Source organism: Pseudomonas sp. Marseille-Q1929 (assembly GCF_017316265.1).
GTDB lineage: Bacteria > Pseudomonadota > Gammaproteobacteria > Pseudomonadales > Pseudomonadaceae > Aquipseudomonas.
Genome location: NZ_JAFLWU010000007.1, coordinates 130,167 through 153,134 on the forward strand (window position 1 = coordinate 130,167; position 22,968 = coordinate 153,134).

Annotated in this window: 23 protein-coding genes and 1 pseudogene; 9 read left to right on the plus strand and 15 right to left on the minus strand. The window is 61.5% G+C overall.

The window, feature by feature from the left end:
* Positions 1-53: 53 nt before the first annotated feature.
* Positions 54-917, minus strand: a complete 864-nt coding sequence (locus tag J1G37_RS11210) for a LysR family transcriptional regulator (RefSeq protein WP_207041733.1) — start codon at positions 915-917, stop codon at positions 54-56.
* Positions 918-1,019: 102 nt separating this feature from the next.
* Between J1G37_RS11210 and J1G37_RS11215 the strand changes: the two genes are divergently transcribed.
* Positions 1,020-1,919 (plus strand): DMT family transporter, encoded by a 900-nt coding sequence (locus J1G37_RS11215; protein WP_207041734.1) that lies wholly within the window; start codon positions 1,020-1,022, stop codon positions 1,917-1,919.
* Here the strand turns inward: J1G37_RS11215 and J1G37_RS11220 are convergent.
* The gene (locus J1G37_RS11220) at positions 1,870-2,628 is read right to left on the minus strand and encodes a transporter substrate-binding domain-containing protein (RefSeq protein ID WP_207041735.1); all 759 of its coding nucleotides are present in this window, start codon (positions 2,626-2,628) and stop codon (positions 1,870-1,872) included. The two genes, J1G37_RS11215 and J1G37_RS11220, sit on opposite strands and share 50 nt — an antisense overlap.
* A 133-nt stretch (positions 2,629-2,761) precedes the next feature.
* On the opposite strand from J1G37_RS11220, the gene dnaX reads away from it, so the two are divergent.
* From dnaX to J1G37_RS11245, 5 genes are all read left to right on the plus strand, one after another.
* Complete coding sequence (gene dnaX, locus J1G37_RS11225; protein WP_207041736.1) at positions 2,762-4,810, plus strand: DNA polymerase III subunit gamma/tau; 2,049 nt, start codon at positions 2,762-2,764, stop codon at positions 4,808-4,810.
* Between the two features lie 43 nt (positions 4,811-4,853).
* Positions 4,854-5,192 carry a YbaB/EbfC family nucleoid-associated protein gene (locus J1G37_RS11230; RefSeq protein ID WP_003175481.1) on the plus strand — a complete coding sequence of 113 codons (339 nt, stop codon included), beginning with the start codon at positions 4,854-4,856 and terminating at the stop codon, positions 5,190-5,192.
* Between the two features lie 202 nt (positions 5,193-5,394).
* Positions 5,395-6,429 (plus strand): NADP-dependent oxidoreductase, encoded by a 1,035-nt coding sequence (locus J1G37_RS11235; RefSeq protein WP_207041737.1) that lies wholly within the window; start codon positions 5,395-5,397, stop codon positions 6,427-6,429.
* Positions 6,430-6,495: 66 nt separating this feature from the next.
* The gene (gene recR, locus J1G37_RS11240; RefSeq protein ID WP_017735338.1) at positions 6,496-7,098 is read left to right on the plus strand and encodes a recombination mediator RecR; all 603 of its coding nucleotides are present in this window, start codon (positions 6,496-6,498) and stop codon (positions 7,096-7,098) included.
* 202 nt (positions 7,099-7,300) lie between these two features.
* Positions 7,301-8,449 (plus strand): acyl-CoA dehydrogenase family protein, encoded by a 1,149-nt coding sequence (locus J1G37_RS11245; RefSeq protein WP_207041739.1) that lies wholly within the window; start codon positions 7,301-7,303, stop codon positions 8,447-8,449.
* A gap of 116 nt (positions 8,450-8,565) precedes the next feature.
* Here J1G37_RS11245 and J1G37_RS11250 read toward each other — a convergent pair whose 3' ends face one another.
* Positions 8,566-9,114 (minus strand): adenine phosphoribosyltransferase, encoded by a 549-nt coding sequence (locus tag J1G37_RS11250; protein WP_207041741.1) that lies wholly within the window; start codon positions 9,112-9,114, stop codon positions 8,566-8,568.
* 80 nt (positions 9,115-9,194) lie between these two features.
* Positions 9,195-9,929 (minus strand): fumarate/nitrate reduction transcriptional regulator Fnr, encoded by a 735-nt coding sequence (gene fnr / locus J1G37_RS11255; RefSeq protein ID WP_016979302.1) that lies wholly within the window; start codon positions 9,927-9,929, stop codon positions 9,195-9,197.
* A gap of 155 nt (positions 9,930-10,084) precedes the next feature.
* Between fnr and J1G37_RS11260 the strand changes: the two genes are divergently transcribed.
* Positions 10,085-10,549 carry a hypothetical protein gene (locus J1G37_RS11260; protein WP_207041744.1) on the plus strand — a complete coding sequence of 155 codons (465 nt, stop codon included), beginning with the start codon at positions 10,085-10,087 and terminating at the stop codon, positions 10,547-10,549.
* Between the two features lie 6 nt (positions 10,550-10,555).
* Here the strand turns inward: J1G37_RS11260 and hemN are convergent, their stop codons facing one another.
* The 6 genes from hemN to ccoG form a co-directional block, all read right to left on the minus strand.
* A complete protein-coding gene (gene hemN, locus J1G37_RS11265; RefSeq protein ID WP_207041746.1) occupies positions 10,556-11,938 on the minus strand; it encodes an oxygen-independent coproporphyrinogen III oxidase in 1,383 nt (460 codons plus the stop codon).
* 103 nt (positions 11,939-12,041) lie between these two features.
* Positions 12,042-12,725 carry a sulfite exporter TauE/SafE family protein gene (locus J1G37_RS11270; protein ID WP_207041747.1) on the minus strand — a complete coding sequence of 228 codons (684 nt, stop codon included), beginning with the start codon at positions 12,723-12,725 and terminating at the stop codon, positions 12,042-12,044.
* Positions 12,718-12,930, minus strand: a complete 213-nt coding sequence (ccoS, locus tag J1G37_RS11275; protein ID WP_017735332.1) for a cbb3-type cytochrome oxidase assembly protein CcoS — start codon at positions 12,928-12,930, stop codon at positions 12,718-12,720. Before ccoS ends, J1G37_RS11270 begins: the two co-directional genes overlap by 8 nt.
* 22 nt (positions 12,931-12,952) lie before the next feature.
* The gene (locus J1G37_RS11280) at positions 12,953-15,397 is read right to left on the minus strand and encodes a heavy metal translocating P-type ATPase (RefSeq protein WP_207041749.1); all 2,445 of its coding nucleotides are present in this window, start codon (positions 15,395-15,397) and stop codon (positions 12,953-12,955) included.
* 114 nt (positions 15,398-15,511) lie between these two features.
* Positions 15,512-16,051: a FixH family protein gene (locus tag J1G37_RS11285; protein WP_207041750.1), complete on the minus strand. Its 540-nt coding sequence runs from the start codon at positions 16,049-16,051 to the stop codon at positions 15,512-15,514.
* A gap of 17 nt (positions 16,052-16,068) precedes the next feature.
* Positions 16,069-17,472, minus strand: coding sequence for a cytochrome c oxidase accessory protein CcoG (gene ccoG, locus J1G37_RS11290; protein ID WP_207041751.1), 1,404 nt, complete (start codon positions 17,470-17,472; stop codon positions 16,069-16,071).
* Between the two features lie 442 nt (positions 17,473-17,914).
* Here ccoG and J1G37_RS11295 point away from each other — a divergent pair, with 442 nt between their 5' ends.
* The gene (locus J1G37_RS11295) at positions 17,915-18,568 is read left to right on the plus strand and encodes a hypothetical protein (protein WP_207041752.1); all 654 of its coding nucleotides are present in this window, start codon (positions 17,915-17,917) and stop codon (positions 18,566-18,568) included.
* 155 nt (positions 18,569-18,723) lie between these two features.
* Here the strand turns inward: J1G37_RS11295 and J1G37_RS28970 are convergent.
* Positions 18,724-18,866 (minus strand): annotated as a pseudogene (locus tag J1G37_RS28970) (cytochrome c oxidase accessory protein CcoG); the annotation flags it as partial.
* 216 nt (positions 18,867-19,082) lie between these two features.
* Between J1G37_RS28970 and J1G37_RS11300 the strand changes: the two are divergent.
* Positions 19,083-19,460, plus strand: a complete 378-nt coding sequence (locus tag J1G37_RS11300) for a hypothetical protein (RefSeq protein WP_207041753.1) — start codon at positions 19,083-19,085, stop codon at positions 19,458-19,460.
* Positions 19,461-19,711: 251 nt separating this feature from the next.
* Here the strand turns inward: J1G37_RS11300 and ccoP are convergent, their stop codons facing one another.
* Genes ccoP through ccoN form a run of 4 tightly spaced genes read right to left on the minus strand, consistent with a single transcriptional unit; the run spans position 19,712 to position 22,927 of the window.
* Positions 19,712-20,689, minus strand: coding sequence for a cytochrome-c oxidase, cbb3-type subunit III (ccoP, locus tag J1G37_RS11305; protein WP_207041754.1), 978 nt, complete (start codon positions 20,687-20,689; stop codon positions 19,712-19,714).
* Positions 20,686-20,871 carry a CcoQ/FixQ family Cbb3-type cytochrome c oxidase assembly chaperone gene (locus tag J1G37_RS11310; protein ID WP_003193169.1) on the minus strand — a complete coding sequence of 62 codons (186 nt, stop codon included), beginning with the start codon at positions 20,869-20,871 and terminating at the stop codon, positions 20,686-20,688. The genes ccoP and J1G37_RS11310 overlap by 4 nt, the downstream gene beginning before the upstream one ends.
* Before the next feature lie 5 nt (positions 20,872-20,876).
* Positions 20,877-21,485: a cytochrome-c oxidase, cbb3-type subunit II gene (gene ccoO / locus J1G37_RS11315; protein WP_003193167.1), complete on the minus strand. Its 609-nt coding sequence runs from the start codon at positions 21,483-21,485 to the stop codon at positions 20,877-20,879.
* Complete coding sequence (gene ccoN, locus J1G37_RS11320) at positions 21,485-22,927, minus strand: cytochrome-c oxidase, cbb3-type subunit I (protein WP_124526609.1); 1,443 nt, start codon at positions 22,925-22,927, stop codon at positions 21,485-21,487. The genes ccoO and ccoN overlap by 1 nt, the downstream gene beginning before the upstream one ends.
* Positions 22,928-22,968 lie beyond the last annotated feature (41 nt).

A 22,968-nucleotide genomic window follows, 5' to 3' on the forward strand; every position in this document is an offset into this window, starting at 1 on the left:
CATTGACTGACACTACGCATTCGCGAGCAAGCCCGCTCCCACAGGGGGATGTGTCAGCCGAAGGTTTCGCGTAGCAGCCCGGCGAACGCATCCCGCGCAAGGTGCCGTTGAGTGTCCGTGTGCCAAAACAGCAGATTGTCCACCGCCTGCAACTCCTCAAACCGATACGACGCCAGCTGATTGGCCTGCTCATACCGCGCCAGAATGCCCTCCGGCGCCAACGCCACGCCAATCCCTGCGCTCACGCAACCAATGATCGTGCCCCAGCTGGCATAACTGGCGATGCTCGGCTTGAAGGCTTGAGGCTTGACCCAGTTCTCCAGCGCCGCGCGATAGGGGCAGCCCGGTGGCCACACCAGCAACGTGCGCCCGGCCAGGTCTTCGGCGCTATGGATCGGCGCGCTGGACGCACTGGCGATCAGTACCAGGCGTTCGCTGTAGACCACGCTGTGTTCGAGTTTGGCGCGCTTGCCGCCACTCGCCACCAATGCCACGTCCAGGCGATGGTGTTGCAGGTCGTCGAGCAGTTGGCTCCAGGCGCCGGTCACCAGCTCCAGGCTGACATCCGGGTAGCGCCGGTGATACTCCGCCAACAGCGGCGGCAGGCGCCCGCTGGCGCTGGATTCCACCGCGCCGATGCGCAAGGTGCCGCGGGGGATGGCGTTGGCGTCCACGGCGCGCTTGGATTCGTCCACCAGCGCGAGGATACGTTCGCAGTACTCCAGGAAGATCTCACCCGCGGCACTGATCGCCAGCCCGCGTCCGGCCCGGATAAACAGCGGTGTGCCCAACTCGTTTTCCAGTTGCTTGATGCGCGTGGTGATGTTGGACGGCACGCAGTGCAATTGCACGGCGGCCTGGGCCACGCTGCCGGTTTGCGCCACGGCTCGCACCATCTTCAGTTGGGCCAGTTCCATTGCTCAGTTCCAGTGATTGCAGAAGTCAGAAACGGTTAATTGTCCTGCGGGTGACCGGGGCCAAGACTGACAGCATTCCTTCTCTGTTTCTGGATGCCTTCAATGAAATCCCCTTCACCCGTGAAGCTTACGCTAGTGGTTGCCAGCGTCATCCTCTGTTGGGCCTATTCGCCGATTGGCGTGCACATGGGGCTGCACAGCTACAGCCCGGGCCAATTGGCCTTGCTGCGGTTTGTGATTGCGTCGCTGTTCATGGGCGGCGTGGCGTTGGTGATGGGCATCGGCCGGCCGCGCCTGCGGGATCTGCCGTGGTTGCTGGTGCTGGGTTTTTTCGGCGTGTTCCTGCACCACGCCAGCCTCAACTATGGGCAGCAATTCGTTACGGCGGCGGCGTCCAGTGTGTTGGCGCAGTCGGCGCCGTTGTTCAGCGTGTTGATCGCGTTTTTCGCCTTGAAGGAACGGGTCAGCCTCTGGCGTTGGGGGTGTGTATTGCTCGGCTTGTTGGGCGTGCTGGTGGTGATCTGGGGCGATCAGGGCGTGGCAGACATCGACCCGCGTGGCTTGTCGATCCTGCTGGCGGCGCTGTCGTGGAGTGTGTATTTCGCCATCCAGAAACATTATTCCCACCGCTACAGCCCGCTGACGATGGCGTGTTACATGGTGTGGGCGGGCACCCTGATGCTGTGCGTCAACCTGCCCGGCCTGCCCGCCGCCGTAGCGCAGGCGCCGTTGGCGGAGAACCTGGCGGTGCTGGTGCTGGGGATTTTCCCCAGTGCCTTGGCATACCTGGCGTGGGCCTATGTGTTGAAGCATGTCGAGGTCAGCCGCGCGTCGGTGGCGATGTACCTGATCCCGCCGGTGGCCATGCTGATGGCGGCGACGCTGCTTGGCGAGCAGATTGTCGCGCAAGTGGTGCTGGGCGGGGTGATCGTGCTGGCCAGTGTGGCGGCGATCAGTCTGGAGGGGCGCTGGCTGCGTGCTCCCCGGTGTACAGCTGGATGATGTCGTCGATCTCACCGGACATTTTCATCCGCAACAAGGTGCGCAGGATGCGTTGCACCGGCACATTCGGGTCATTGCGCACGGTGCAGCCCAGGCTTTGCTCCTCGATTATCGCGACTTTGTGCAAGCGCCGGCCAGGCGCCAGGCGTTGGTTGAAGCGGTCGAGTATCCATTCATTGGTGACCGCGTACTTGAAGCGACCGGCCACCAGTTTGTGCAGCACCTGCTCTTCACTGCGGGCGTCGTCACGGATGAGCTGGCCGCTGGCGAACAAGGGGTCGAGGGTGGTGTAGCGGTAGTTGAGCACCGTGCCGATCAACTGCGGTGCCAGCTTGCTCAACTCCACGGTCTGCGCGGGCACATGGGTGCTGACCAGCAGGTTGCGCTGCACAAACAGCGGCACGCTCCAGGTGTAGTCGCCGGACATGTCGTCGACCCACGCCTGGGCGACATAACAGCGCACATCAATCTCGCCATGCTCCATGGCCGCGGCGATGCGCGCCCGGGCCAGCACGTGGAAGTGCGCCGGGCGCCCGACCTGGGTGGCGAGGCTGGACATCAAGTCATACAAAATACCCTGGGTAGGCCGGCCGTCTTCCAGTTGCACCATGGGCATCGCCCAACTGTCGGAAACCGAGAAGCGCAGCGGTGCAGGCGCCGCCAGGCTAGCCGTGGCAATCATCCATAAAGCGCCCAGGACTACGCGCATATGCTCTCCGGGTTCAGGCCTTTTCGGGGCCAATGCGATGAGCTTAGTCAGATTAGGCGAGCGTGCCGGATGCAATTTCCCCCTTGCTCCGCTAGCATTACCGGCTTCCGCTTCCCAGTTGCGACGGTTTTCGATGAGTTATCAGGTTCTTGCACGTAAATGGCGTCCGCGCTCGTTCCGCGAAATGGTCGGCCAGACCCATGTGCTCAAGGCTCTGATCAATGCCTTGGACAGCCAGCGGCTGCACCATGCCTACCTGTTCACCGGCACACGTGGGGTGGGCAAGACCACTATCGCGCGCATCATCGCCAAATGCCTGAATTGTGAAACCGGTATCACTTCGACGCCCTGCGGCACCTGCTCGGTGTGCCGGGAAATCGACGAAGGGCGTTTTGTCGACCTGATCGAGATCGACGCCGCGAGCCGCACCAAGGTCGAAGACACCCGCGAGCTGCTGGACAACGTGCAGTACGCGCCCAGCCGCGGCCGCTTCAAGGTCTACCTGATCGACGAAGTGCACATGCTGTCCAGCCACTCCTTCAACGCCCTGTTGAAAACCCTGGAAGAGCCGCCGCCCTACGTCAAATTCATCCTGGCCACCACCGACCCGCAGAAACTTCCTGCAACGATTCTGTCGCGGTGCCTGCAGTTCTCCCTGAAAAACATGACCCCCGAGCGCGTGGTCGAGCATTTGACCCACGTGCTGGGCGTCGAGAACGTGCCGTTCGAAGACGACGCGCTGTGGCTGCTCGGTCGCGCCGCCGATGGTTCGATGCGTGACGCCATGAGCCTCACCGACCAGGCCATCGCCTTTGGTGAAGGCAAGGTCATGGCTGCCGATGTGCGCGCCATGCTCGGCACCCTCGATCACGGCCAAGTGTTCGACGTGCTGCACGCGCTGATCGAAGGCGACGCCAAGGCGTTGCTCGAAGCCGTGCGCCACCTGTCGGAGCAGGGCCCGGACTGGAACGGCGTGCTTTCGGAAATTCTCAATGTGCTGCACCGCGTCGCCATCGCCCAGGCCCTGCCTGAGGGCGTCGATAACGGCCATGGCGACCGCGACCGTGTGCTCGCCCTGGCCCAGGCGCTGCCGGCCGAAGATGTGCAGTTCTACTACCAGATGGGCCTGATCGGTCGCCGCGACCTGCCCCTGGCACCAGACCCGCGTGGCGGCTTTGAAATGGTCCTGCTGCGGATGCTGGCGTTCCGGCCCGCCGACGCGGCAGACGCGCCGAGACAGCCGCTAAAGCCAGTGGGGATCAGCCAGGCCACAGTTGATTCCGCCAAACCAGTGGCTGGTGCGGCGGTTGTCGCGCCAGTGGTTGCTGTACCGGCGCCGGCGCCCGAGCCGGTGGTGGTTGCGCCCTTGGTCGCGCCGGAAGCGGTTGTCGAACCCGAGCCCGAGCCGGTCGTTGACCTGCCGTGGAACGACCCAGTAGCAGCCGAGGCCGAGCCCGAAGCCGAGCAACAGCCCGCCGTGGAGCCCGTGCTGGAAACCACCGGCGAGCAGCCCGAGCTGACGCCGATGCCCACGCCGACCCCGGACAGCGCGGTGCCCGACGCCCCAGAGTGGGTGTCTGCACCCGTGCCGGAGCCGACCGTTGCCCAGGTTGAAGCCGCTGTGCCGGGTATCGACGACGACGAACCGCCGCTGGACGAAGACTACATCGAGCCGGACATGGATTCGGCCTACAGCTACCTGGACGACCTGGCCAGCGAGCACACCGCCGAGCCGGCCCCCGAGCCCGAGGCGGAACCCGCAGCGGCGCCGGCCACTGGCTTGGCCCTGCAATGGCTGGAGCTGTTCCCGAAACTGCCGATCTCCGGCATGACCGGCAGCATCGCCGCCAACTGCACGCTGATCGCCATTGACGGTGACCACTGGCTGCTGCACCTGGACCCGGCCCACAGCGCCCTGTTCAACGCCACCCAGCAACGTCGCCTGAATGACGCACTGAACCAGTACCATGAGCGCACGCTGACCATCGCCATCGAGTTGATCAAGCCTGAGCAGGAAACCCCGGCCCAGGCCGCGACCCGCCGGCGCATCAACCGCCAGCGCGAAGCCGAGGACTCGATCCACGCTGATCCGCTCATCCAGCAAATGATGCAACAGTTCGGTGCGGTCGTCCGCCACGATACTATTGAACCTGTCGAAGCCCCGGTGCCCCAGGCGTCCTGATACCGGGCTACTTACTTGATCCACGTACTTTGAGGTGATTCCCATGATGAAAGGTGGCATGGCCGGCCTGATGAAGCAGGCGCAGCAGATGCAGGAAAAAATGGCCAAGATGCAGGAAGAACTGGCCAACGCCGAAGTCACCGGTAAAGCCGGTGGCGATATGGTCAGCGTGGTGATGACCGGTCGTCACGACATCAAGCGCGTCAGCATCGACCCAAGCGTATTGCCAGGTGTTGGCGAAGACGACCTGGAAATGCTTGAAGCGCTGTTCGCCGCGGCCGTCAACGACGCCGTGCGCAAGATCGAAGCCAACAGCCAGGAAAAAATGGGCGGCGTGACCGCTGGCATGCAACTGCCGCCGGGCATGAAGCTGCCGTTCTGATCGGCGAGCGTTAGCTAGACTCGAATGCCAGGCCATGTGCCTGGCATTTTTTTGCGCGCGCCACAACTCATGTGGGAGCTGGCTGATCGTTCCCACGCTCTGCGTGGTAACGCCGCCGCGGACGCTCCGCGTCCAATCTGAACCCCGGCACCCCAAGCATGGTCTGCACCCTATACCGATGGATTCGCGAAAGGAGCCCCAGATGTCTCAACAACCGACTTTGAACCAGCGCATTGTCCTGGTCTCACGCCCACAGGGCGCACCCACCCCGGAAAACTTCCGCCTGGAGCGTGTGAATCTTCCGGAGTTGGCCGACGGCCAAGTCCTGCTAAAGACCTTGTACCTGTCCCTCGACCCCTACATGCGCGGACGCATGAGTGACGCGCCGTCCTACGCCGCTCCGGTGGAAATCGACGAAGTGATGACCGGCGGCGCTGTCAGCCGTATCGAGCAGTCGCGCAATCCGAAATTCGAAGTGGGTGATCTGGTGGTCGGTGCCACCGGCTGGCAAAGCCACAGCATTTCCGACGGACACAACCTGATCCCGGTGCCCAAGGGCCTCGCCAGCCCCTCCATGGCCTTGGGCGTGCTCGGCATGCCGGGCATGACCGCCTACATGGGCCTGATGGACATCGGCCAGCCCAAGGCCGGCGAAACCCTGGTAGTGGCGGCAGCGTCCGGTGCGGTGGGCTCGGTGGTGGGGCAGGTGGCCAAGCTCAAGGGCTTGCGTGTGGTGGGTATCGCCGGCGGTGCAGACAAGTGCCGTTACGTGGTGGATGAGTTGGGCTTTGATGCCTGTATCGACCACAAGAGCGCGGACTTCGCCGATGAACTGGCTCAGGCCTGCTTCAAGGGCGTGGACATCTACTTCGAAAACGTCGGCGGCAAGGTGTTCGACGCGGTGCTGCCGTTGCTCAACCCCAAGGCGCGCATCCCGTTGTGCGGGTTGATCGCTGGCTACAACGCCCATCAGCCGCCGAGCGGTCCTGACCGGTTGCCCGCATTGCAACGCACGTTGCTGACCAAGCGTGTGCGCATCCAGGGCTTTATCGTGTTTGACGACTACGGCGACCGCCAACCCGAGTTCATCAGCGCCATGGTGCCGTGGGTGCGCGAGGGCAAGGTGAAATTCCGCGAAGACGTGGTGGACGGCCTGGAGCAGGCGCCCGAAGCCTTTATCGGTTTGCTTGAAGGGCGCAACTTCGGCAAGTTGGTGGTGCGCGTCGCGCAGGATTGAGCATTTGACGCTAATCCGGGGCGCGGGTATAAACCGCGTCTCGTTGTTTTGTCGGACCCTTCGCCCATGAGCTTCAGCCCCCTGATTCGCCAACTGATCGACGCCCTGCGCACCTTGCCCGGCGTCGGCCAGAAAACCGCCCAGCGCATGGCGCTGCAACTGCTGGAGCGTGACCGCAGTGGCGGCACCCGGTTGGCCCAGGCCCTGAGCCAGGCCATGACTGGCGTGGGCCACTGCCGCCAGTGCCGCACCCTCACCGAAGAAGACCTCTGCCCGCAATGCGCCGACCCGCGCCGCGACGACACGCTGCTGTGCGTGGTGGAAGGGCCGATGGATGTGTACGCGGTGGAGCAGACCGGTTATCGCGGGCGCTACTTTGTGCTCAAGGGCCACCTCTCGCCGCTGGACGGTTTGGGGCCTGAGGCGATTGGCATCCCGCAACTGGTGGCGCGGATTGCAGAGCAGGGCACCTTTACCGAGGTGATCCTGGCCACCAACCCGACGGTGGAAGGCGAAGCGACGGCGCATTACATTGCGCAGCTGCTGACCAACAAAGGCCTGATCACCTCGCGTATCGCCCATGGCGTGCCATTGGGGGGCGAGTTGGAGTTGGTGGATGGCGGCACGTTGGCGCACTCCTTTGCGGGTCGTAAACCGATCGCGCTCTAAGCAACACGGCAACCCCAATGTGAAAGCAGGCTTCTGTGGGAGCTGGCTTGCCTGCGATCGCGGTGGAACGGTGACATTGATGTTGCCTGACACTCCGCTATCGCAGGCAAGCCAGCTCCCACAGTGTTTTGTGTGATCCTGTGTGCTTGATAACCAAGCAAGCGCTTGGTAATTTCCCTCCACCTCACCGTGGAGCTTGCCGATGTCTGCCTATCAGGACTACTTCGACCCCAGCCACCAATTGGTCCGCGACAGCGTGCGCCGTTTTGTCGAGCGCGAGATGCTGCCGGGGATCGAGCAATGGGAGGAGGCCGAAAGCTTTCCTCGCGAGTTGTACCTCAAGGCCGGCGCGGCGGGGATCCTCGGTATCGGCTACCCCGAAGCCCTCGGCGGCAGCCATGAAGGCGATCTGTTCGCCAAGGTCGCGGCCAGCGAGGAGTTGATGCGTTGTGGCTCCGGTGGTGTGGTCGCCGGCCTCGGTTCGCTGGATATCGGCCTGCCGCCCGTCGTCAAATGGGCGCGGCCCGAGCTGCGCGAACGCGTGGCGCCTCTGGTGCTGGCGGGCGAAAAGATCATCGCCCTGGCCGTCACCGAGCCGGGCGGTGGTTCCGATGTGGCCAACCTGCAAACCCGCGCCGTCCGTGATGGCGACCATTACCGGGTCAGCGGCAGCAAAACCTTTATCACCAGCGGCATCCGCGCCGACTTCTATACCGTCGCCGTACGCACTGGCGGGCCGGGCTTTGCCGGCATCAGCCTGTTACTGATCGAAAAAAACACCCCCGGTTTCACCGTCGGCCAACCCCTGAAGAAAATGGGCTGGTGGGCGTCGGACACGGCTGAATTGTTCTTCGATGATTGCCGGGTGCCCGTAGGCAACTTGATCGGTGCCGAGAACATGGGCTTTGCCTGCATCATGGGCAACTTCCAGAGCGAACGCCTGGCCCTGGCGCTGATGGCCAACATGACGGCGCAGATGGCCCTGGAAGAAAGCCTTCAATGGGCCGCTCAGCGTGAAGCCTTTGGCAAGCCCATCGGCAAATTCCAGGTGCTCAAGCACCGGTTGGCGGAAATGGCCACGGCGGTGGAAGTCTCGCGGGAATTCACTTATCGCCAGGCGGCGAAGATGGCGGCGGGCAAGAGTGTGATCAAGGAAATTTCCATGGCCAAGAACCTGGCGACTGACACGGCGGATCGGGTCACTTATGACGCGGTGCAGATCCTGGGTGGGCAGGGGTACATGCGTGGCAGCCTGGTGGAGCGGCTGTATCGCGACAATCGCATCCTGTCGATTGGTGGGGGGACGCGGGAGGTGATGAACGAGATCATCAGCAAGCAGATGGGGCTCTAGTTGTGTAGTGTTTTTCAGGGCCTCATCGCAGGCAAGCCAGCTCCCACATTTGAATGTATTCGCAAATCAAAATGTGGGAGCGGGCTTGCCCGCGATGGCGTCAGCCCAGGCAACCCTTACCTTTCAGTCAGGGCAAACTGCGTCAAACAAAACGTCGGAATCCCCATATCTTCCAACCGCTGCGACCCACCCAACTCAGGCAAGTCAATAATCGCCGCCGCTTCAAAAATCTTCGCGCCCATGCGTCGCACCAGATTCGCCGCCGCAATCAAGGTCCCGCCCGTGGCGATCAGGTCATCGAACATCAGCACCGAGTCGCCTTCACACAGGCTGTCGGCATGCACTTCCAGGAAGGCTTCGCCGTATTCGGTCTGGTAACCCTCGGCCAGCACGTCGGCCGGCAGTTTGCCCTGCTTGCGGAACAGGATCAGCGGTTTGTTCAGTTGATAGGCGATGATCGAACCGATCAGGAAGCCCCGCGCATCCATCGCGCCGATATGGGTGAAGTCAGCTTCGACATAGCGATGGGCAAAGGTATCGGCCACCAGGCGCAGGGCGCGGGGCGACTGGAACAGAGGGGTAATGTCACGAAAGATCACCCCAGGCTTGGGGAAGTCGATGACAGGGCGGATCAGGGATTTGATGTCGAACGAATCGAGGGTCATCGTCGAAGAGTCCTGGGGTTGGAAACGGACTCGAAGTATACCTGCGGCCTCGCTGGTTGGCGCGGCCGCAAGTGTCTGGATCAGCCCTCGAGGGAGCCACCGGCCAGCGCGCACAGCTGGATCGGGTCGAGGATATGCACCTCCTTGCCCTCGGCGGCGATCAGCTCGTTCTGCTGGAAGCGGGTAAACACGCGGGACACGGTTTCCACCGCGAGGCCCAGGTAGTTGCCGATTTCATTGCGCGACATGCTCAGGCGGAACTGGTTGGCCGAGAAGCCACGGGCGCGGAAGCGTGCGGACAGGTTGACCAGGAAGGTCGCGATGCGCTCGTCGGCGGTTTTCTTCGACAGCAGCAGCATCATTTGTTGGTCGTCACGAATCTCGCGGCTCATCACGCGCATCAACTGACGGCGCAATTGCGGCAATTGCAGGGCCAGTTCGTCGAGGCGTTCGAAAGGGATTTCGCACACCGACGTCGTCTCCAGCGCCTGGGCCGACACCGGGTGAATCTCGGTGTCCATGCCGGACAGCCCTACCAATTCGCTGGGCAAGTGGAAACCGGTGATCTGCTCTTCGCCGCTGTCGCTCAGGCTGAACGTCTTCAACGCGCCGGAACGTACTGCATAGACGGAATCGAACTTGTCGCCCTGGCGAAACAGGAACTCGCCTTTTTTCAGTGGGCGGCCGCGTTTAACGATGTCGTCCAGCGCATCCATGTCTTCCAAATTCAACGAAAGTGGCAAGCAGAGGGGGGCCAGGCTGCAATCCTTGCAATGAGCCTGGCTGTGAGCGCGCAGTTTAACTGGCTCGGACATTTCTTAAATCCTTGTGGGAAAACACACATAAGACGTAAGGGTAACGCACTGAGGGAGGGTGAGGCCAGCCTGTACAAAAAACCGACAGGGGTATAAAGAATTTTCACCCGGTGCCGATGGCTTGCTATCAACCCTGGAACCTGGATGTTCACAAGATGGCTTCCCTTACGCTCGACCTGGCAATGCGCACGCAGATTACGGCGACGCCAGATACAAAAAAGCCCGTTGCTAAAACCGACGCCGCCGATCCCAAGGCCACCGATGAAACCAAACCTGCGGTCTCGGTGGTCATTTCCGGTGCGGCGATGAAAGCGGCGGCGGCCGAGAAAACCTCCAACAGTGACATCGACGACAGCGGCTTGGCAGAAAACGTCAAGCAACTGTTGAAGATGATCCGCGAGATCAAGAAGCAGATCGCCGAGAAACAGGCGGAAATGGCGGCGGTCATGGCTGACAAGAGCCTCAGCCCCGAGCAGGCCAGGGCCAAGGCCACTGCCCTGCAATCGGCGTTGGGTGCGCTGCAGGCCAGCCTGACCAGTGCCCAGGCGTCCTTGACCAAGGCGATGAAAGACCTGAGTGCTGGCGACGCGATCAAGGCCGCCGGCCTGGCGATGAAATAACCGCGCTCAAATCACCCGTGAAAACCGCTGCCTATTCTGGTGTTCCAGGTAGGCATCGAACACCATGCACACCGAACGCACCAGCAGGCGCCCTGCCGGCAACACGCGAATGCCCTGGGCATCCAGCTCGATCAGGCCGTCGGCGGCCATGGCCTCAAGTTGGGGCCAAATCTCGTCGAAATACCCGCGAAAATCGATGTTGAAGGCCTGTTCGATCTTGTCGAATGCCAGGTTGAAATTGCAGATCAACTGCTGGATCACTTCCCGGCGCAAGCGGTCGTCCGTGGTGCACACCAAACCTCGGCTGGTAGCCAGTTGCGCGCTGGCCAGGGTGTTCTGGTAAGCATTGAGGTCGCTGGTGTTCTGGCAATACAGGTCGCCGATCTGGCTGATGGCCGACACGCCGAGGCCGATCAGGTCGCAATGACCGTGGGTGGTGTAGCCCTGGAAGTTACGCTGCAAGGTGCCTTCTTCCTGGGCGATGGCCAGCTCGTCGTCCGGCAGGGCGAAGTGGTCCATGCCGATGTAGCGGTAGCCGGCCTGGGTCAGTTGTTCGATGGTGGTTTGCAGCATCAGCAGCTTTTCCGCCGGGGAGGGCAGGTCGTCGGTGTTGATCCGCCGCTGCGGCATGAAGCGCTCCGGCAGGTGGGCGTAGTTGAACACCGACAGGCGGTCGGGTTGCAGCTTGATCACTTCTTCCACGGTGCGTGCAAAGTTGAGCGGGGTTTGCTTGGGCAGGCCGTAGATCAGGTCGATATTGATCGAGCGAAACTGCAGGGTGCGCGCCGCGTCGATCACGGCGCGGGTTTCTTCCAGGCTTTGCAGGCGATTGACCGCCCGTTGCACCTCGGGGTCGAGGTCTTGCAGGCCAATGCTCACGCGGTTGAAGCCTAGCTCACGTAGCAGGCCCATGGTGGCCCAGTCGGCTTCGCGCGGATCGATCTCGATGCCATAGTCGCCGGAGTCATCGTCGAGCAGATTGAAGTGCTTGCGCAGGCAGCCCATGACTTGGCGCAGTTCGTCGTGGCTGAGAAAGGTCGGGGTGCCGCCGCCGAAGTGCAGTTGCTCTACCGGCTGTTTCGGGTCGAGGTGGCAGGCCACCAGTTGGATTTCCTGCTCCAGCCGTTGCAGGTAGGCATGGGCACGGCCACGGTCCTTGGTGATGACCTTGTTGCAGGCGCAGTAGTAGCAGATGTTCGCGCAGAACGGCACATGCACATACAGCGACAGTGGCCGCGCGGCCTTGCGGCTGTCGCGCAGGGCGTGGAGCAGGTCGAACGTGCCGACTTGGCTGTCGAATTGTACGGCGGTGGGGTAGGACGTGTAGCGCGGCCCCGCCAAGTCGTAGCGGTGAATCAGATCGGTGTCCCAACGAATGGCGTCGAGCATGCGGGCGTTCCCCCGGATAGGCTAATGGGCCGAGTCTAGGGGCGTGGCGCGGATGGCATCTTGATTTGCATCAACGGGGAGCGGCGCTATGCCACATGGCGATTTAGTGGCCCATTAACCAGTGCTGATGCGGACCGGGCAATGTCCAAATTCCAAACAGAATCACCAGCAGGCCACCGGTCATTCTTACGCTGCGTTTGCGTAACAGCGCCGTGACCCGCTCGGCCGCCAGCCCGGTCGCCAGCAGCACCGGCCACGTGCCCAATCCAAACGCCAGCATCAACAACCCGCTTTCCAGCGCATTGCCCTGGCTCGCCGCCCACAGCAGGGTGCTGTAGACCAACCCGCACGGCAACCAGCCCCAGAGCGCGCCCAGCAGCAAGGCGCGCGGCAGGCTGGACACCGGCAGCAAACGGTTGGCAATCGGCTGGATATGCCGCCATAGGCCGCGCCCGAGGCTTTCGATGCGGGTCAGGCCGCTCCACCAGCCGGCCAGGTACAGGCCCATGCTGATCAGCAGCAACCCGGCCAGCACACGCATGAACATCGCCGCCGGGCTGTTCGCCACGGCCCAGCCCGCCAGGCCGATCAAGATGCCGGCCGTGGCATAGCTGAGGATGCGCCCCAGGTTGTACGCCAGCAGCAGGCGAAAGCGCCGGCTGCGTTGCTCCTTGGGGATCGCCAGGGTCAGCGCGCCCATCAGCCCGCCACACATGCCCAGGCAGTGGCCGCCGCCGAGCAGGCCAAGGATCAGCGCGGAGACCAGCAGCGGCGCCAATTCAAGCATGGGGCGGGTCTTTGGGCGGCTGTTCGGGGCCGTTGGCCTCGTCGACAGCGGCCAGGTGGTTGGGGTCCTGGTCGTCAAACAGCACGCTGTGGGCCGGGCCGTCGAGGTCGTCGTATTGGCCGCTGTCCACCGCCCAGAAGAAGATGTAGATGGCCACGCCCACTAACAGCAGCGCCGCTGGAATCATCACGTAGAGAGCTGGCATCGGTACTCCAAGCCCGCCCGGCTTATGCCGGCAGCGGGCGGGTGACTGTAGGGGCGCTGGTGGCCGGCGCGCTCGGCTGGCGAGTCAGGCGCAGGGCGTTGAGCACCACGGTCAACGAACTGAGGGACATGCCGATCGCCGCCCAGATCGGCGTGATCCAACCCAGGGCGGCAAACGGCAGCATAAGGCCATTGTACAGCCCGGCCCACAGCAAGTTTTCAATGATCACGCGCCGGGTGCGGCGCGCCAGGGTGAAGGCTTGGGCCAGGGCGTCGAGGCGGTTGGACAGCAGCACCGCGTCGGCGCTGGTCTTGGCCAGGTCGGTGGCCGAACCCATGGCCACGCTGATATCGGCGGCGGCGAGGACCGGCACATCGTTGACCCCATCGCCGAGCATCAGCACCTTGCGGCCTTGCTGGTGCAACTGTTGCAGCACCTGCAGCTTGTCGTCCGGGCGCAGGCCGCCACGGGCTTCATCGATGCCCAGTTCGGCCGCCACGCTGGCGACCATTGGCGAGCTGTCGCCCGACAGCAACAAGGTGCGCCAACCGCGGGCCTTGCACGCTGCCAGCAGGGTCGGGGCGTCGCTGCGCAAACGGTCATCGAGGACAAACCAGGCGAGGGCGCCGTGGGTATCGCCCAGCAGCAGCCACTGCCCGGCTTCGTCCGGTGAGGCGGGGATCGGGCAACCGCTGAGGGCGCAGACAAAACCGGGCTGGCCGATGCGCAGTTGGCGCTCGCCGACGCGGCCTTCCAGGCCCAGGCCGGGGGTGCTGAGCACCTCGTCGGCGGCCAGTGGGGCGCGGCCAAAGGCGCGGGCAATCGGGTGTTCGGAGCGGTTTTCGAGGGCGGCGGCGAGGCCCAGGCAGTCGTCGCTGCTCAACGTGCCCAGGGGACGGATCGCGCGGAGGGCCAAGCGGCCTTCGGTGAGGGTGCCGGTCTTGTCGAAAATCACCGTGTCGATCTGGTTCAGGCCTTCCAGCACATGGCCACGGGTCAGCAACAGCCCGAGTTTGTGCAGGGTGCCGGTGGCGGCGGTGAGGGCGGTGGGCGTGGCCAGCGACAGCGCGCAGGGGCAGGTCGCAACGAGCATGGCCAGGACGATCCAGAACGCGCGGGATGAATCCAGCTCCCACCACACCAGGCCGATCACGGCGGCGGCAATCAGCGAGCACAGCAGGAACCATTGCGCGGCGCGGTCGGCGATTTGCGCCAGGCGCGGTTTTTCTGCCTGGGCCCGTTCCAGCAGGCGCACGATGGCGGACAGGCGCGTGTCGTGGCCGAGGGCGCGCACTTCGACGGTCAGCGCGCCTTCGACGTTGAGGGTGCCCGCCGTGACGGCATCGCCGACCTGGCGCGGTTGCGGCAGGTACTCGCCGGTGAGCAGGGATTCATCGATGCTGGACTGGCCGTCGAGAATCACGCCGTCTGCCGGCAATACCGCGCCGGGATGCACCAGCACGCGATCACCCAGGGTCAGTTCGCTGAGCAGGATGCGTTCGCTCTGGCCGTCGCGTTGCAAGCGCAGGCACGACGCGGGCAAGAGGTTGACCAATTGCGCGGTGGCAGCGGCCGTGCGTTCCCGGGCACGGCGCTCCAGGTAGCGTCCGGCGAGCAGGAACAGGGCGAACATGCCCACCGCGTCGAAATACAACTCGCCGACGCCGGTGATCGCGGTCCAGATCCCCGCCAGATACGCCCCGCCGATGGCCAGGGACACCGACACATCCATGGTCAGGTGGCGTGTGCGCAGGTCGCGCATCGCACCTTTGAAAAACGGCGCGCAGCTGTAGAACACGATGGGTGTGGTCAGGAACATCGCCACCCAGCGCAGGATCACGTGCAACTCCGGGCTCAGGTCGATATTGAATTCCGGCCAGGTGGCCATGGTCGCCATCATCGCCTGGAACCACAGCAGCCCGGCCACGCCCAACTGGCGCAAGGCCAAGCGGTTTTCGTTGGCCAACTGTTCGGCTGCGCGGTCCGCTTGATAGGGGTGGGCGGCATAGCCGATGTGGCGCAACTCGGCGAGCAGTTGGCTCAGCGGCAATTGCCCGTCGGCCCAGCGCACTTGCAGGCGATGGTTGGACAGGTTCAGCCGCGCCTCGGCCACGGCGGGCAGGCGACGCAGGTGTTTTTCGATCAGCCAGCCGCAGGCGGCGCAACTGATGCCTTCCATCAGCAGGGTGGTTTCGGCCAGCTCGCCGTCGTGGCGCACGAAGGGTTTTTGCACGTCGGCGCGGTCGTACAGCGCCAATTCGTCCACCAGTTGCACCGGCAGTGCGTCGGGGTTGGCCGAGGCTTCGCTGCGGTGCTGGTAATAGCTTTCCAGGCCGCCGGCCACAATGGCTTCGGCCACGGCCTGGCAACCGGGGCAGCAGAGTTCGCGGCGCTCGCCGAGGATCTGGGCGGTAAACCGGCTGCCGGCGGGGACGGGCAGGGCGCAGTGGTAGCAGGGGGTGGTCATGAGCTGGAATCTATAGTGGCTGGGAGGGCCTCATCGCGGGCAAGCCCGCTCCCACATTTGGAATGCAATCCCCTGTGGGAGCGGGCTTGCCCGCGATGCGCGAAGCGCCGGCTGTTACTTTTTCAGGTCTTCGGCACCTTGCAACGGCTCATCCCCCAACAGCAAGTCCTTGTCGTGGCTGACCTGTTCCTCTTCGAACATGCGCCAGGTACGGTCGCCTTCCACGCCGAGCAGTTCGACGAAGCGGCGGCCTTCGACCTTGTCGGTGACCTGGCCGATATAGCGGCCGGGTTCGCTGTCGCTGCGGGCCAGGTTGATCTTGCGATCCTTCTCGGGCTGCGTCGGGGAAATCAGGTTGAGTTCCAGGGTAGTCGGGTTGCTGTTGCCGCTCAGGTGCAACTCGACTTCACCGGTTAGCTCGTCCAGGTGCACCTTGGCGCGCAGTTGCAGGGTCTGGGCCAGCAGTTCGCGGTCCAGCGAGCGGTTGATGCCTTTGCCGGCCTCGTAGTAGTTGTCGTTGACCAGGTTGTCCGGGTTGTTCACCGCGATGGTCACCATGGACAAGGTCAAGGTCACCGAGCAGGCCAGGATCGCAATGATGATCCAGGGCCAGAGGTGCTTGTACCAGGGGCTTGCGGCAGTCGCTACGGGCATTGTTCTGCTCTCTATGTTTAACGGACTTGAGGGCCGATGAATCGGCTCTTGGCTTCGATACGAACGTCGGGGTCATCGGCATCGGTGAGGATGAATTTGACCTCGTTGGTGCTTGACGGCAATTGTTCCGGCGCACTGGACAGCTCCACCGGCATGCTGACGATATCACCGGCGGCTACCCTGATCTCGCGGCGGCCTTGCAGCTTGAGGTCGGGCAGACCGGCGGCGTCGAGCACGTAGGTGTGGTCGCGCTGGTCCTTGTTCATGATCTTCAGGCTGTAGACGTTTTCGATGCGGCCTTCGGCGTTTTCGCGGTACAGCACGCGGTCCTTGCTCACGTCGAAACCCACCAGCGAGCGCATGAAAAACGCGGCTACCAGCAGGCTGATCATCGCCAGCAGCACCAGTGCGTAGCCGATCAGGCGCGGGCGCAGTTTGTGGGTTTTCTGCCCGGACAGGTTGTGTTCGGTGGTGTAGCTGATCAGGCCGCGTGGGTAGTCCATCTTGTCCATGATGTTGTCGCAGGCGTCGATACACGCCGCGCAGCCGATGCACTCGATTTGCAGGCCGTCGCGGATGTCGATCCCGGTAGGGCACACCTGCACGCACATCGTGCAGTCGATGCAATCCCCCAGGCCCTCGGCCTTGTAGTCGCTGCCTTTTTTGCGCGGGCCACGCAGTTCGCCACGGCGTGGGTCGTAGGAAACGATCAACGTGTCCTTGTCGAACATCACGCTCTGGAAACGTGCGTACGGGCACATGTAGATACACACCTGCTCGCGCAGCCAGCCGGCGTTGCCGTAGGTGGCGAGGGTGAAGAAACCGACCCAGAAATACGACCAGCCATCGGCCTGGCCGGTGAAGAAGTCGAACACCAGTTCGCGGATCGGCGAGAAATAGCCGACAAAGGTCATGCCGGTGACAAAGCCGATCAGCAGCCACAGGGTGTGCTTGCTGAATTTACGCACGAACTTGTTGGCGCCCATCGGCGCCTTGTCGAGCTTGATGCGCTGGTTGCGGTCGCCTTCGGTGACTTTTTCGCACCACATGAAGATCCACGTCCACACGCTTTGCGGGCAGGTATAGCCGCACCACACGCGGCCGGCGTACACGGTGATAAAGAACAGGCCAAAGGCCGCGACGATAAGAATGCCCGAGAGCAGGATGAAGTCCTGGGGCCAGAAGGTCGCACCGAAAATAAAGAATTTACGCTCCGGCAGGTTCCACCACACGGCCTGGTGGCCACCCCAGTTCAGCCACACCGTGCCGAAGTAGAGCAGGAACAGACCGGCACCGCCGAGCATCCGCAGATTACGGAACAGGCCGGTGAAGGCACGGGTATAGATCTTCTCTCGCGAGGCGTAGAGGTCAACGGTTTTGGCAGGCGGGGTAACGTCATGTACCGGTATTTGGTCGCTCATCATTGCATCCCACGGCGGTGGAGATTTGCCTCGGCCAGTACGTGCCAACCGGGGTCAAATTAGGGGTGTTGCAGTGGCCTAATGATACGCCCCCGATGGTGCGCAAAGGGTGCGACCTTTGGTCGCGTTGGGGGAAATCAATTGATGGTGTACGTGATCTGGATCAATTGACTTGGGAAGTATGGACGGTTTTTGGCGCGAGGTTGGTCATTTGCCCTAGGGATTGTCCTGTACAAAATTGTGGGCTGTACACCGCTGGCCGTGCGTGAGGGAAGTATCTTCACGCCTGTGCGGACTTGTCCATAAAGTGATGTAGGAGCTGCACATCGTTACCCCTAGGAAATTTTGTTAAACACTTGTTCCGAATTCAGTAGGAACTGTAGGGTTGCTAGGTTTCACGAAGAGTAGGCCTATATATGATCTATTAATCGAGGAGCTGTTAATGACTGCTATTAGTGGTGTTTCCTATAATCCTTCGTTGGCGTCGGTTCAGGAATCGAACTCGCCAGCAACGAGCGCGGCTTCTGATCCTTATACTTCTACTTCTGATGAAGGGCTGGTTTTTCTTCTGCGCACGAACTTTGACAGGTTTACCGATCCCAAGTACCCAGGTTCTGTGACTCGCGAATCGCTGGCGAAAATAGCGTACTTTTCCGAGCGGAATGGGGCCTATTCCGATGATTCATCTTTGGCCCGGGCCATATTGGAAAGAGACGGGTTGTTCGAGAAGTGCGACGGTTATGGCAAGCACAAGCACGATGGGAAAATTGACCAGGCCAGTCTCGGCGCCTTTGAGAGAAAAGAAAATGGCCGGTTCACCACCATGAGTGATAAGGACATTGCGCGGCATTTATTTGATAATTTCAATGATTTCAAGTATGTGAGCCCACTCAGTACAGCCGGCCGTGCTTTCGACGAGTTAACGGTTCCAAGACTTCAGCGTGTATTGACTTCGAATACTTCCAGTGATGAAGACAAGATGTTCGTGCGTGAACTCTTGAGTCGTCCTGAGTTGATGCAGCAGTTAGGGTTTGATGGTAAGCACGGACAGGTCGGCCGTCATGATATAGAGAAGAAACTTCCATACATCAAGTAAGTGCGAGAAATCGATAGGGCGTTATTGGTTGTCAACGCCTTATAAGAAAGCCCCGCCAGTTCTCACTGCGTGGGGCTTCGTTGTTCCTGACGCCTTACCGCTCCTCAGCCTCTTACCCCATGGGGCAAGCTGTAAACATACACTGCCAACGGGTGCACGTTGTCCTTGTCGTACATCACGCTCTGAAAGCACGCATACAGACACATGTAGATGCACACTTGTTCGGGCCGCCAACCAGCGTTGCGTAGGTGGCAAGGGTTAAGAAATATACTCAGAAACACGACCAGCCATCGACTTGGCGTTTCGCTGTCAGCACGCTGGGTGCGAGGTGTTGAATGGGGGGGGGGCGCGACAGTAAGCGCAGCGTGAACTCGGCTCAGCGAGTGGTGCACGCTTGCATTATTCTCTGTAGGGCCTGTTTGGTGAGTTGTAACGCAGTATTAAGTGTTTGGAACGGTTAACTGGCTTTTTGTCACCTAGTTAACCGTATACTCATCATCAAGGAGAAATTGAAATGAATATTTCCAACTTTAATGCGCACGTGTTTAATTTGCCAAAAATCCCAAACCAGCAGGAACCTGAACAACCGACTGCTTCCAAGCTGCCTGAGAACCCTTGGATTGCTGCGGAACGGGAATTGGCTGAAAGCAACTTAAGTGGTAACGCGGATCGAGGTGTTGATCAATCGGGGCAGTCTCAAGACAAAATCCCTCATCAGAAGCTTGAAGGATTGACTACTTCCAAGCTGCCTGAGAACCCTTGGATTGCTGCGGAACGGAAATGGTTTGAAAGCAACTTCCCTGGTAACGCGGGTCAAGGTGTTGACCAGTCGAGGCAACCTGAAGGTAAGTTCTCTCATCCGGAGTTCGAAGGATTGCCTCTTTCCAAGTAAATAGGCCTGATGGGGCAAGTCAATAAGTTGAGTAATTGAGGCCAGCCAAAATCCGAGAAGACGGTCGTTCCTGAATCTCGATTGCGTGGTTTTTTAATGTTATTTGCCTGTAACACTGCGATACGGCAGTGAGCTGGGCGGGTACCAGGAAAAAGCGGCGCATCAATAATGCTGGTTGTTTGCTTAGCTACCGGTAATGGCAATAATGCCCCGCCAGTTTGACTGTGCGGGGCATCCGTGTTTCTAAAGGACTACTGTTCTTCTGCGGTTTTGTCTTTATGAGACAAGCTGTAAACATACGCCGCCAGCAAGTGCACTTTGTCGTTGCCCTGCAATTGTTCCTGCGCAGGCATCTGGCCCTGGCGGCCGTAACGGATGGTCTGTTGCAGTTGCGCGAAGCTCGAACCGTAGATGAACGCGCCTGGATGGGTCAGGTCGGGCGCGCCCATCGCTGGGGTACCTTTACCGGCCGGGCCGTGGCAGGCGACGCAGTTGGTGGCGAAGAGTTTTTCGCCGTTGGCCACGTCGGCCTTGGCACCTTCCGGCAGCTTGCGGCCATCGAGGTTGGTCAGCACGAAACCGGCGACGTCGGCCACACCTTGTTCGCCAATTACTTCAGCCCAGGCGGGCATGACTGCGTGGCGGCCTTTCATGATGGTTTCCTTGATGACGGCCGGGTCGCCGCCCCAGCGCCAGTCGGCGTCGGTCAGGTTGGGAAAGCCATAGGCGCCCTTGGCATCGGAACCGTGGCACACCGAGCAGTTGGAGGCGAACAAACGGCCACCCATCTTCAAGGCTTGCGGGTCCTTGGCTACTTCTTCAATGGGCATCGACGCGAATTTGGCGAAGATCGGTCCGAACTTGGCCTCCGACTTGGCCATTTCCTTTTCCCATTCGTGCACGCCAGTCCAGCCGGTCTGGCCGTTGGCGAAAGGGGTTTGCTTATCGTTGTCGAGGTAGTTGTAGCCCGGCAGCACGCCTTTCCAGTTGCCCAGGCCCGGGTACAGCACCAGGTAGCCGAGGGCGAAGACGATGGTGCCGACAAACAGCATGAACCACCATTTTGGCAGCGGGTTGTCGTACTCCTCGATGCCGTCGAACGAGTGGCCGACGGTCTCGTCCGTCTGCTCGGTGCGCTGGCCCTTGCGGGTCGACAGCAACAGCCAGGTCAGGGCGAAGATGGTTCCCAGACTGAGGACTGTGACGTACAGACTCCAGAACGTAGTCATTCTTTGTTACTCCTAGAAGCTTGCTCGACGTGCTTGATGGCTTCGGGATCATCCGCAAAGGGCAGCATGGTTGCGTCGTCAAACTCCGACTTGCGGCGGGGGCTGAACACCCACAACGCCAGGCCGATAAAGGCCACCATCACCACAACGGTGCCCAGGCCTCGAATCATCCCGATATCCATGTAGGTCACCGTTTGCTTTTGATGATGGTGCCAAGGCCTTGCAGGTAGGCCACCAGCGCGTCCATTTCGGTCTTGCCCTTCACGGCTGCAGCTGCACCGGCGATGTCTTCATCGGTGTAGGGCACGCCCAGGGTGCGCAAGACTTCCATCTTCTTCGCGGTGTCCTTGCCGTCGAGCTTGTTTTCCACGAGGAACGGGTACGCCGGCATTTTCGACTCAGGCACCACGTTGCGCGGGTTGTACAAGTGCGCGCGCTGCCAGTCATCGGAGTAGCGTCCGCCGACACGGGCCAGGTCCGGGCCGGTGCGCTTGGAGCCCCACAGGAACGGGTGGTCCCACACGCTTTCGCCGGCGACCGAGTAGTGGCCGTAGCGTTCGGTTTCGGCGCGGAACGGGCGGATCATCTGCGAGTGGCAGCCGACACAACCGTTGGCGATGTAGACGTCGCGGCCTTCCAGTTCAAGGGCGGTGCGCGGCTTCATGCCTTCCACCGGCTTGTTGGTGACGTCCTGGAAGAACAGCGGAACGATCTGGGTCAGGCCGCCGATACTCACGGCGATGACCATGAAGAAGGCCAGCAGGCCGATATTCTTCTCGACTACTTCATGCTTCATCAGTGCGCTCCCACTACGGCGATCTTGGCGGCGGCTTCAGCTTCTACAGGGTCGGCGGCACGTACGGTGCGCCAGACGTTGTAGGCCATCAGGAACATGCCGGAGGCAAAGAATGCACCGCCCAGGGCGCGGACGATGAAGCCCGGGTGACTGGCTTGCAGCGCTTCGACGAAGGAGTAGGTGAGGGTGCCGTCATCGTTGATCGCACGCCACATCAGGCCTTGGGTGATGCCGTTGACCCACATCGAGGCGATGTAGAGCACGGTGCCGATGGTGGCCAGCCAGAAGTGCGCATTGATCAGCGCGACGCTGTGCATTTGCGGGCGACCAAACAGTTTCGGGATCATGTGGTACAGCGCACCGATGGAGATCATCGCGACCCAACCGAGGGCGCCGGCGTGTACGTGGCCGATGGTCCAGTCGGTGTAGTGGGACAGCGAGTTGACGGTCTTGATCGCCATCATCGGCCCTTCGAAGGTCGACATGCCGTAGAACGCCAGCGACACCACCAGGAACCGCAGGATCGGGTCGGTGCGCAATTTATGCCAGGCGCCCGACAGGGTCATCATGCCGTTGATCATGCCGCCCCAGCTCGGGGCCAGCAGGATGATCGACATCGCCATGCCCAGCGACTGCGCCCAATCCGGCAACGCGGTGTAGTGCAAGTGGTGCGGGCCAGCCCAGATGTACAGGGTGATCAGCGCCCAGAAGTGCACGATGGACAGGCGATACGAGTAAATAGGACGTTCGGCCTGTTTCGGCACGAAGTAGTACATCATCCCCAGGAAACCGGTGGTCAGGAAAAAACCCACCGCGTTATGCCCGTACCACCACTGGATCATCGCGTCCGTCGCCCCGGCATACGCCGAATAGGACTTGAACAGGCTGACCGGCAGCGAGGCGTGGTTGACGATGTGCAGCATCGCCGTGACCAGGATGAAGGCGCCGTAGAACCAGTTGCCCACGTAGATGTGCTTGGTCTTGCGCTTGACGATGGTGCCGAAGAACACCACGGCATAGGTCACCCACACAATGGCAAGCAAAATGGCGATGGGCCATTCCAGCTCGGCGTATTCCTTGGTGGTGGTGTAGCCCAGGGGCAGGGTGACGATGGCGCCGAGGATCACGGCTTGCCAGCCCCAGAAGGTGAAGGCGGCGAGGCCATCGGAGATCAGTCGCGTCTGGCAGGTTCGCTGCACGACATAGTAGGAGGTGGCAAACAATGCACATCCACCGAAGGCGAAAATCACCAGGTTGGTGTGCAGCGGGCGCAGGCGACCGAAGGTCGTCCAGGGCAAGCCGAAGTTCAATTCCGGCCAGACCAGTTGCGAGGCGATGAACACCCCGAGCCCCATGCCAAGGATCCCCCAGACCACCGTCATGATGGCGAACTGGCGGACTACCTTATAGTTATAAGCAGTCGGACTGATTGCTGTGCTCATTCTAAGGTTCCACGGTTTAGGTTTTTTTATAGGTAAAAATC

Bases quoted from the DNA above. Each gene is read 5' to 3' on its own strand.
- J1G37_RS11210 (WP_207041733.1), bottom strand. From the start codon at position 917: ATGGAACTGGCCCAACTGAAGATGGTGCGAGCCGTGGCGCAAACCGGC.
- J1G37_RS11215 (WP_207041734.1), top strand. From the start codon at position 1,020: ATGAAATCCCCTTCACCCGTGAAGCTTACGCTAGTGGTTGCCAGCGTC.
- J1G37_RS11220 (WP_207041735.1), bottom strand. From the start codon at position 2,628: ATGCGCGTAGTCCTGGGCGCTTTATGGATGATTGCCACGGCTAGCCTG.
- dnaX (WP_207041736.1), top strand. From the start codon at position 2,762: ATGAGTTATCAGGTTCTTGCACGTAAATGGCGTCCGCGCTCGTTCCGC.
- J1G37_RS11230 (WP_003175481.1), top strand. From the start codon at position 4,854: ATGATGAAAGGTGGCATGGCCGGCCTGATGAAGCAGGCGCAGCAGATG.
- J1G37_RS11235 (WP_207041737.1), top strand. From the start codon at position 5,395: ATGTCTCAACAACCGACTTTGAACCAGCGCATTGTCCTGGTCTCACGC.
- recR (WP_017735338.1), top strand. From the start codon at position 6,496: ATGAGCTTCAGCCCCCTGATTCGCCAACTGATCGACGCCCTGCGCACC.
- J1G37_RS11245 (WP_207041739.1), top strand. From the start codon at position 7,301: ATGTCTGCCTATCAGGACTACTTCGACCCCAGCCACCAATTGGTCCGC.
- J1G37_RS11250 (WP_207041741.1), bottom strand. From the start codon at position 9,114: ATGACCCTCGATTCGTTCGACATCAAATCCCTGATCCGCCCTGTCATC.
- fnr (WP_016979302.1), bottom strand. From the start codon at position 9,929: ATGTCCGAGCCAGTTAAACTGCGCGCTCACAGCCAGGCTCATTGCAAG.
- J1G37_RS11260 (WP_207041744.1), top strand. From the start codon at position 10,085: ATGGCTTCCCTTACGCTCGACCTGGCAATGCGCACGCAGATTACGGCG.
- hemN (WP_207041746.1), bottom strand. From the start codon at position 11,938: ATGCTCGACGCCATTCGTTGGGACACCGATCTGATTCACCGCTACGAC.
- J1G37_RS11270 (WP_207041747.1), bottom strand. From the start codon at position 12,725: ATGCTTGAATTGGCGCCGCTGCTGGTCTCCGCGCTGATCCTTGGCCTG.
- ccoS (WP_017735332.1), bottom strand. From the start codon at position 12,930: ATGCCAGCTCTCTACGTGATGATTCCAGCGGCGCTGCTGTTAGTGGGC.
- J1G37_RS11280 (WP_207041749.1), bottom strand. From the start codon at position 15,397: ATGACCACCCCCTGCTACCACTGCGCCCTGCCCGTCCCCGCCGGCAGC.
- J1G37_RS11285 (WP_207041750.1), bottom strand. From the start codon at position 16,051: ATGCCCGTAGCGACTGCCGCAAGCCCCTGGTACAAGCACCTCTGGCCC.
- ccoG (WP_207041751.1), bottom strand. From the start codon at position 17,472: ATGAGCGACCAAATACCGGTACATGACGTTACCCCGCCTGCCAAAACC.
- J1G37_RS11295 (WP_207041752.1), top strand. From the start codon at position 17,915: ATGACTGCTATTAGTGGTGTTTCCTATAATCCTTCGTTGGCGTCGGTT.
- J1G37_RS11300 (WP_207041753.1), top strand. From the start codon at position 19,083: ATGAATATTTCCAACTTTAATGCGCACGTGTTTAATTTGCCAAAAATC.
- ccoP (WP_207041754.1), bottom strand. From the start codon at position 20,689: ATGACTACGTTCTGGAGTCTGTACGTCACAGTCCTCAGTCTGGGAACC.
- J1G37_RS11310 (WP_003193169.1), bottom strand. From the start codon at position 20,871: ATGGATATCGGGATGATTCGAGGCCTGGGCACCGTTGTGGTGATGGTG.
- ccoO (WP_003193167.1), bottom strand. From the start codon at position 21,485: ATGAAGCATGAAGTAGTCGAGAAGAATATCGGCCTGCTGGCCTTCTTC.
- ccoN (WP_124526609.1), bottom strand. From the start codon at position 22,927: ATGAGCACAGCAATCAGTCCGACTGCTTATAACTATAAGGTAGTCCGC.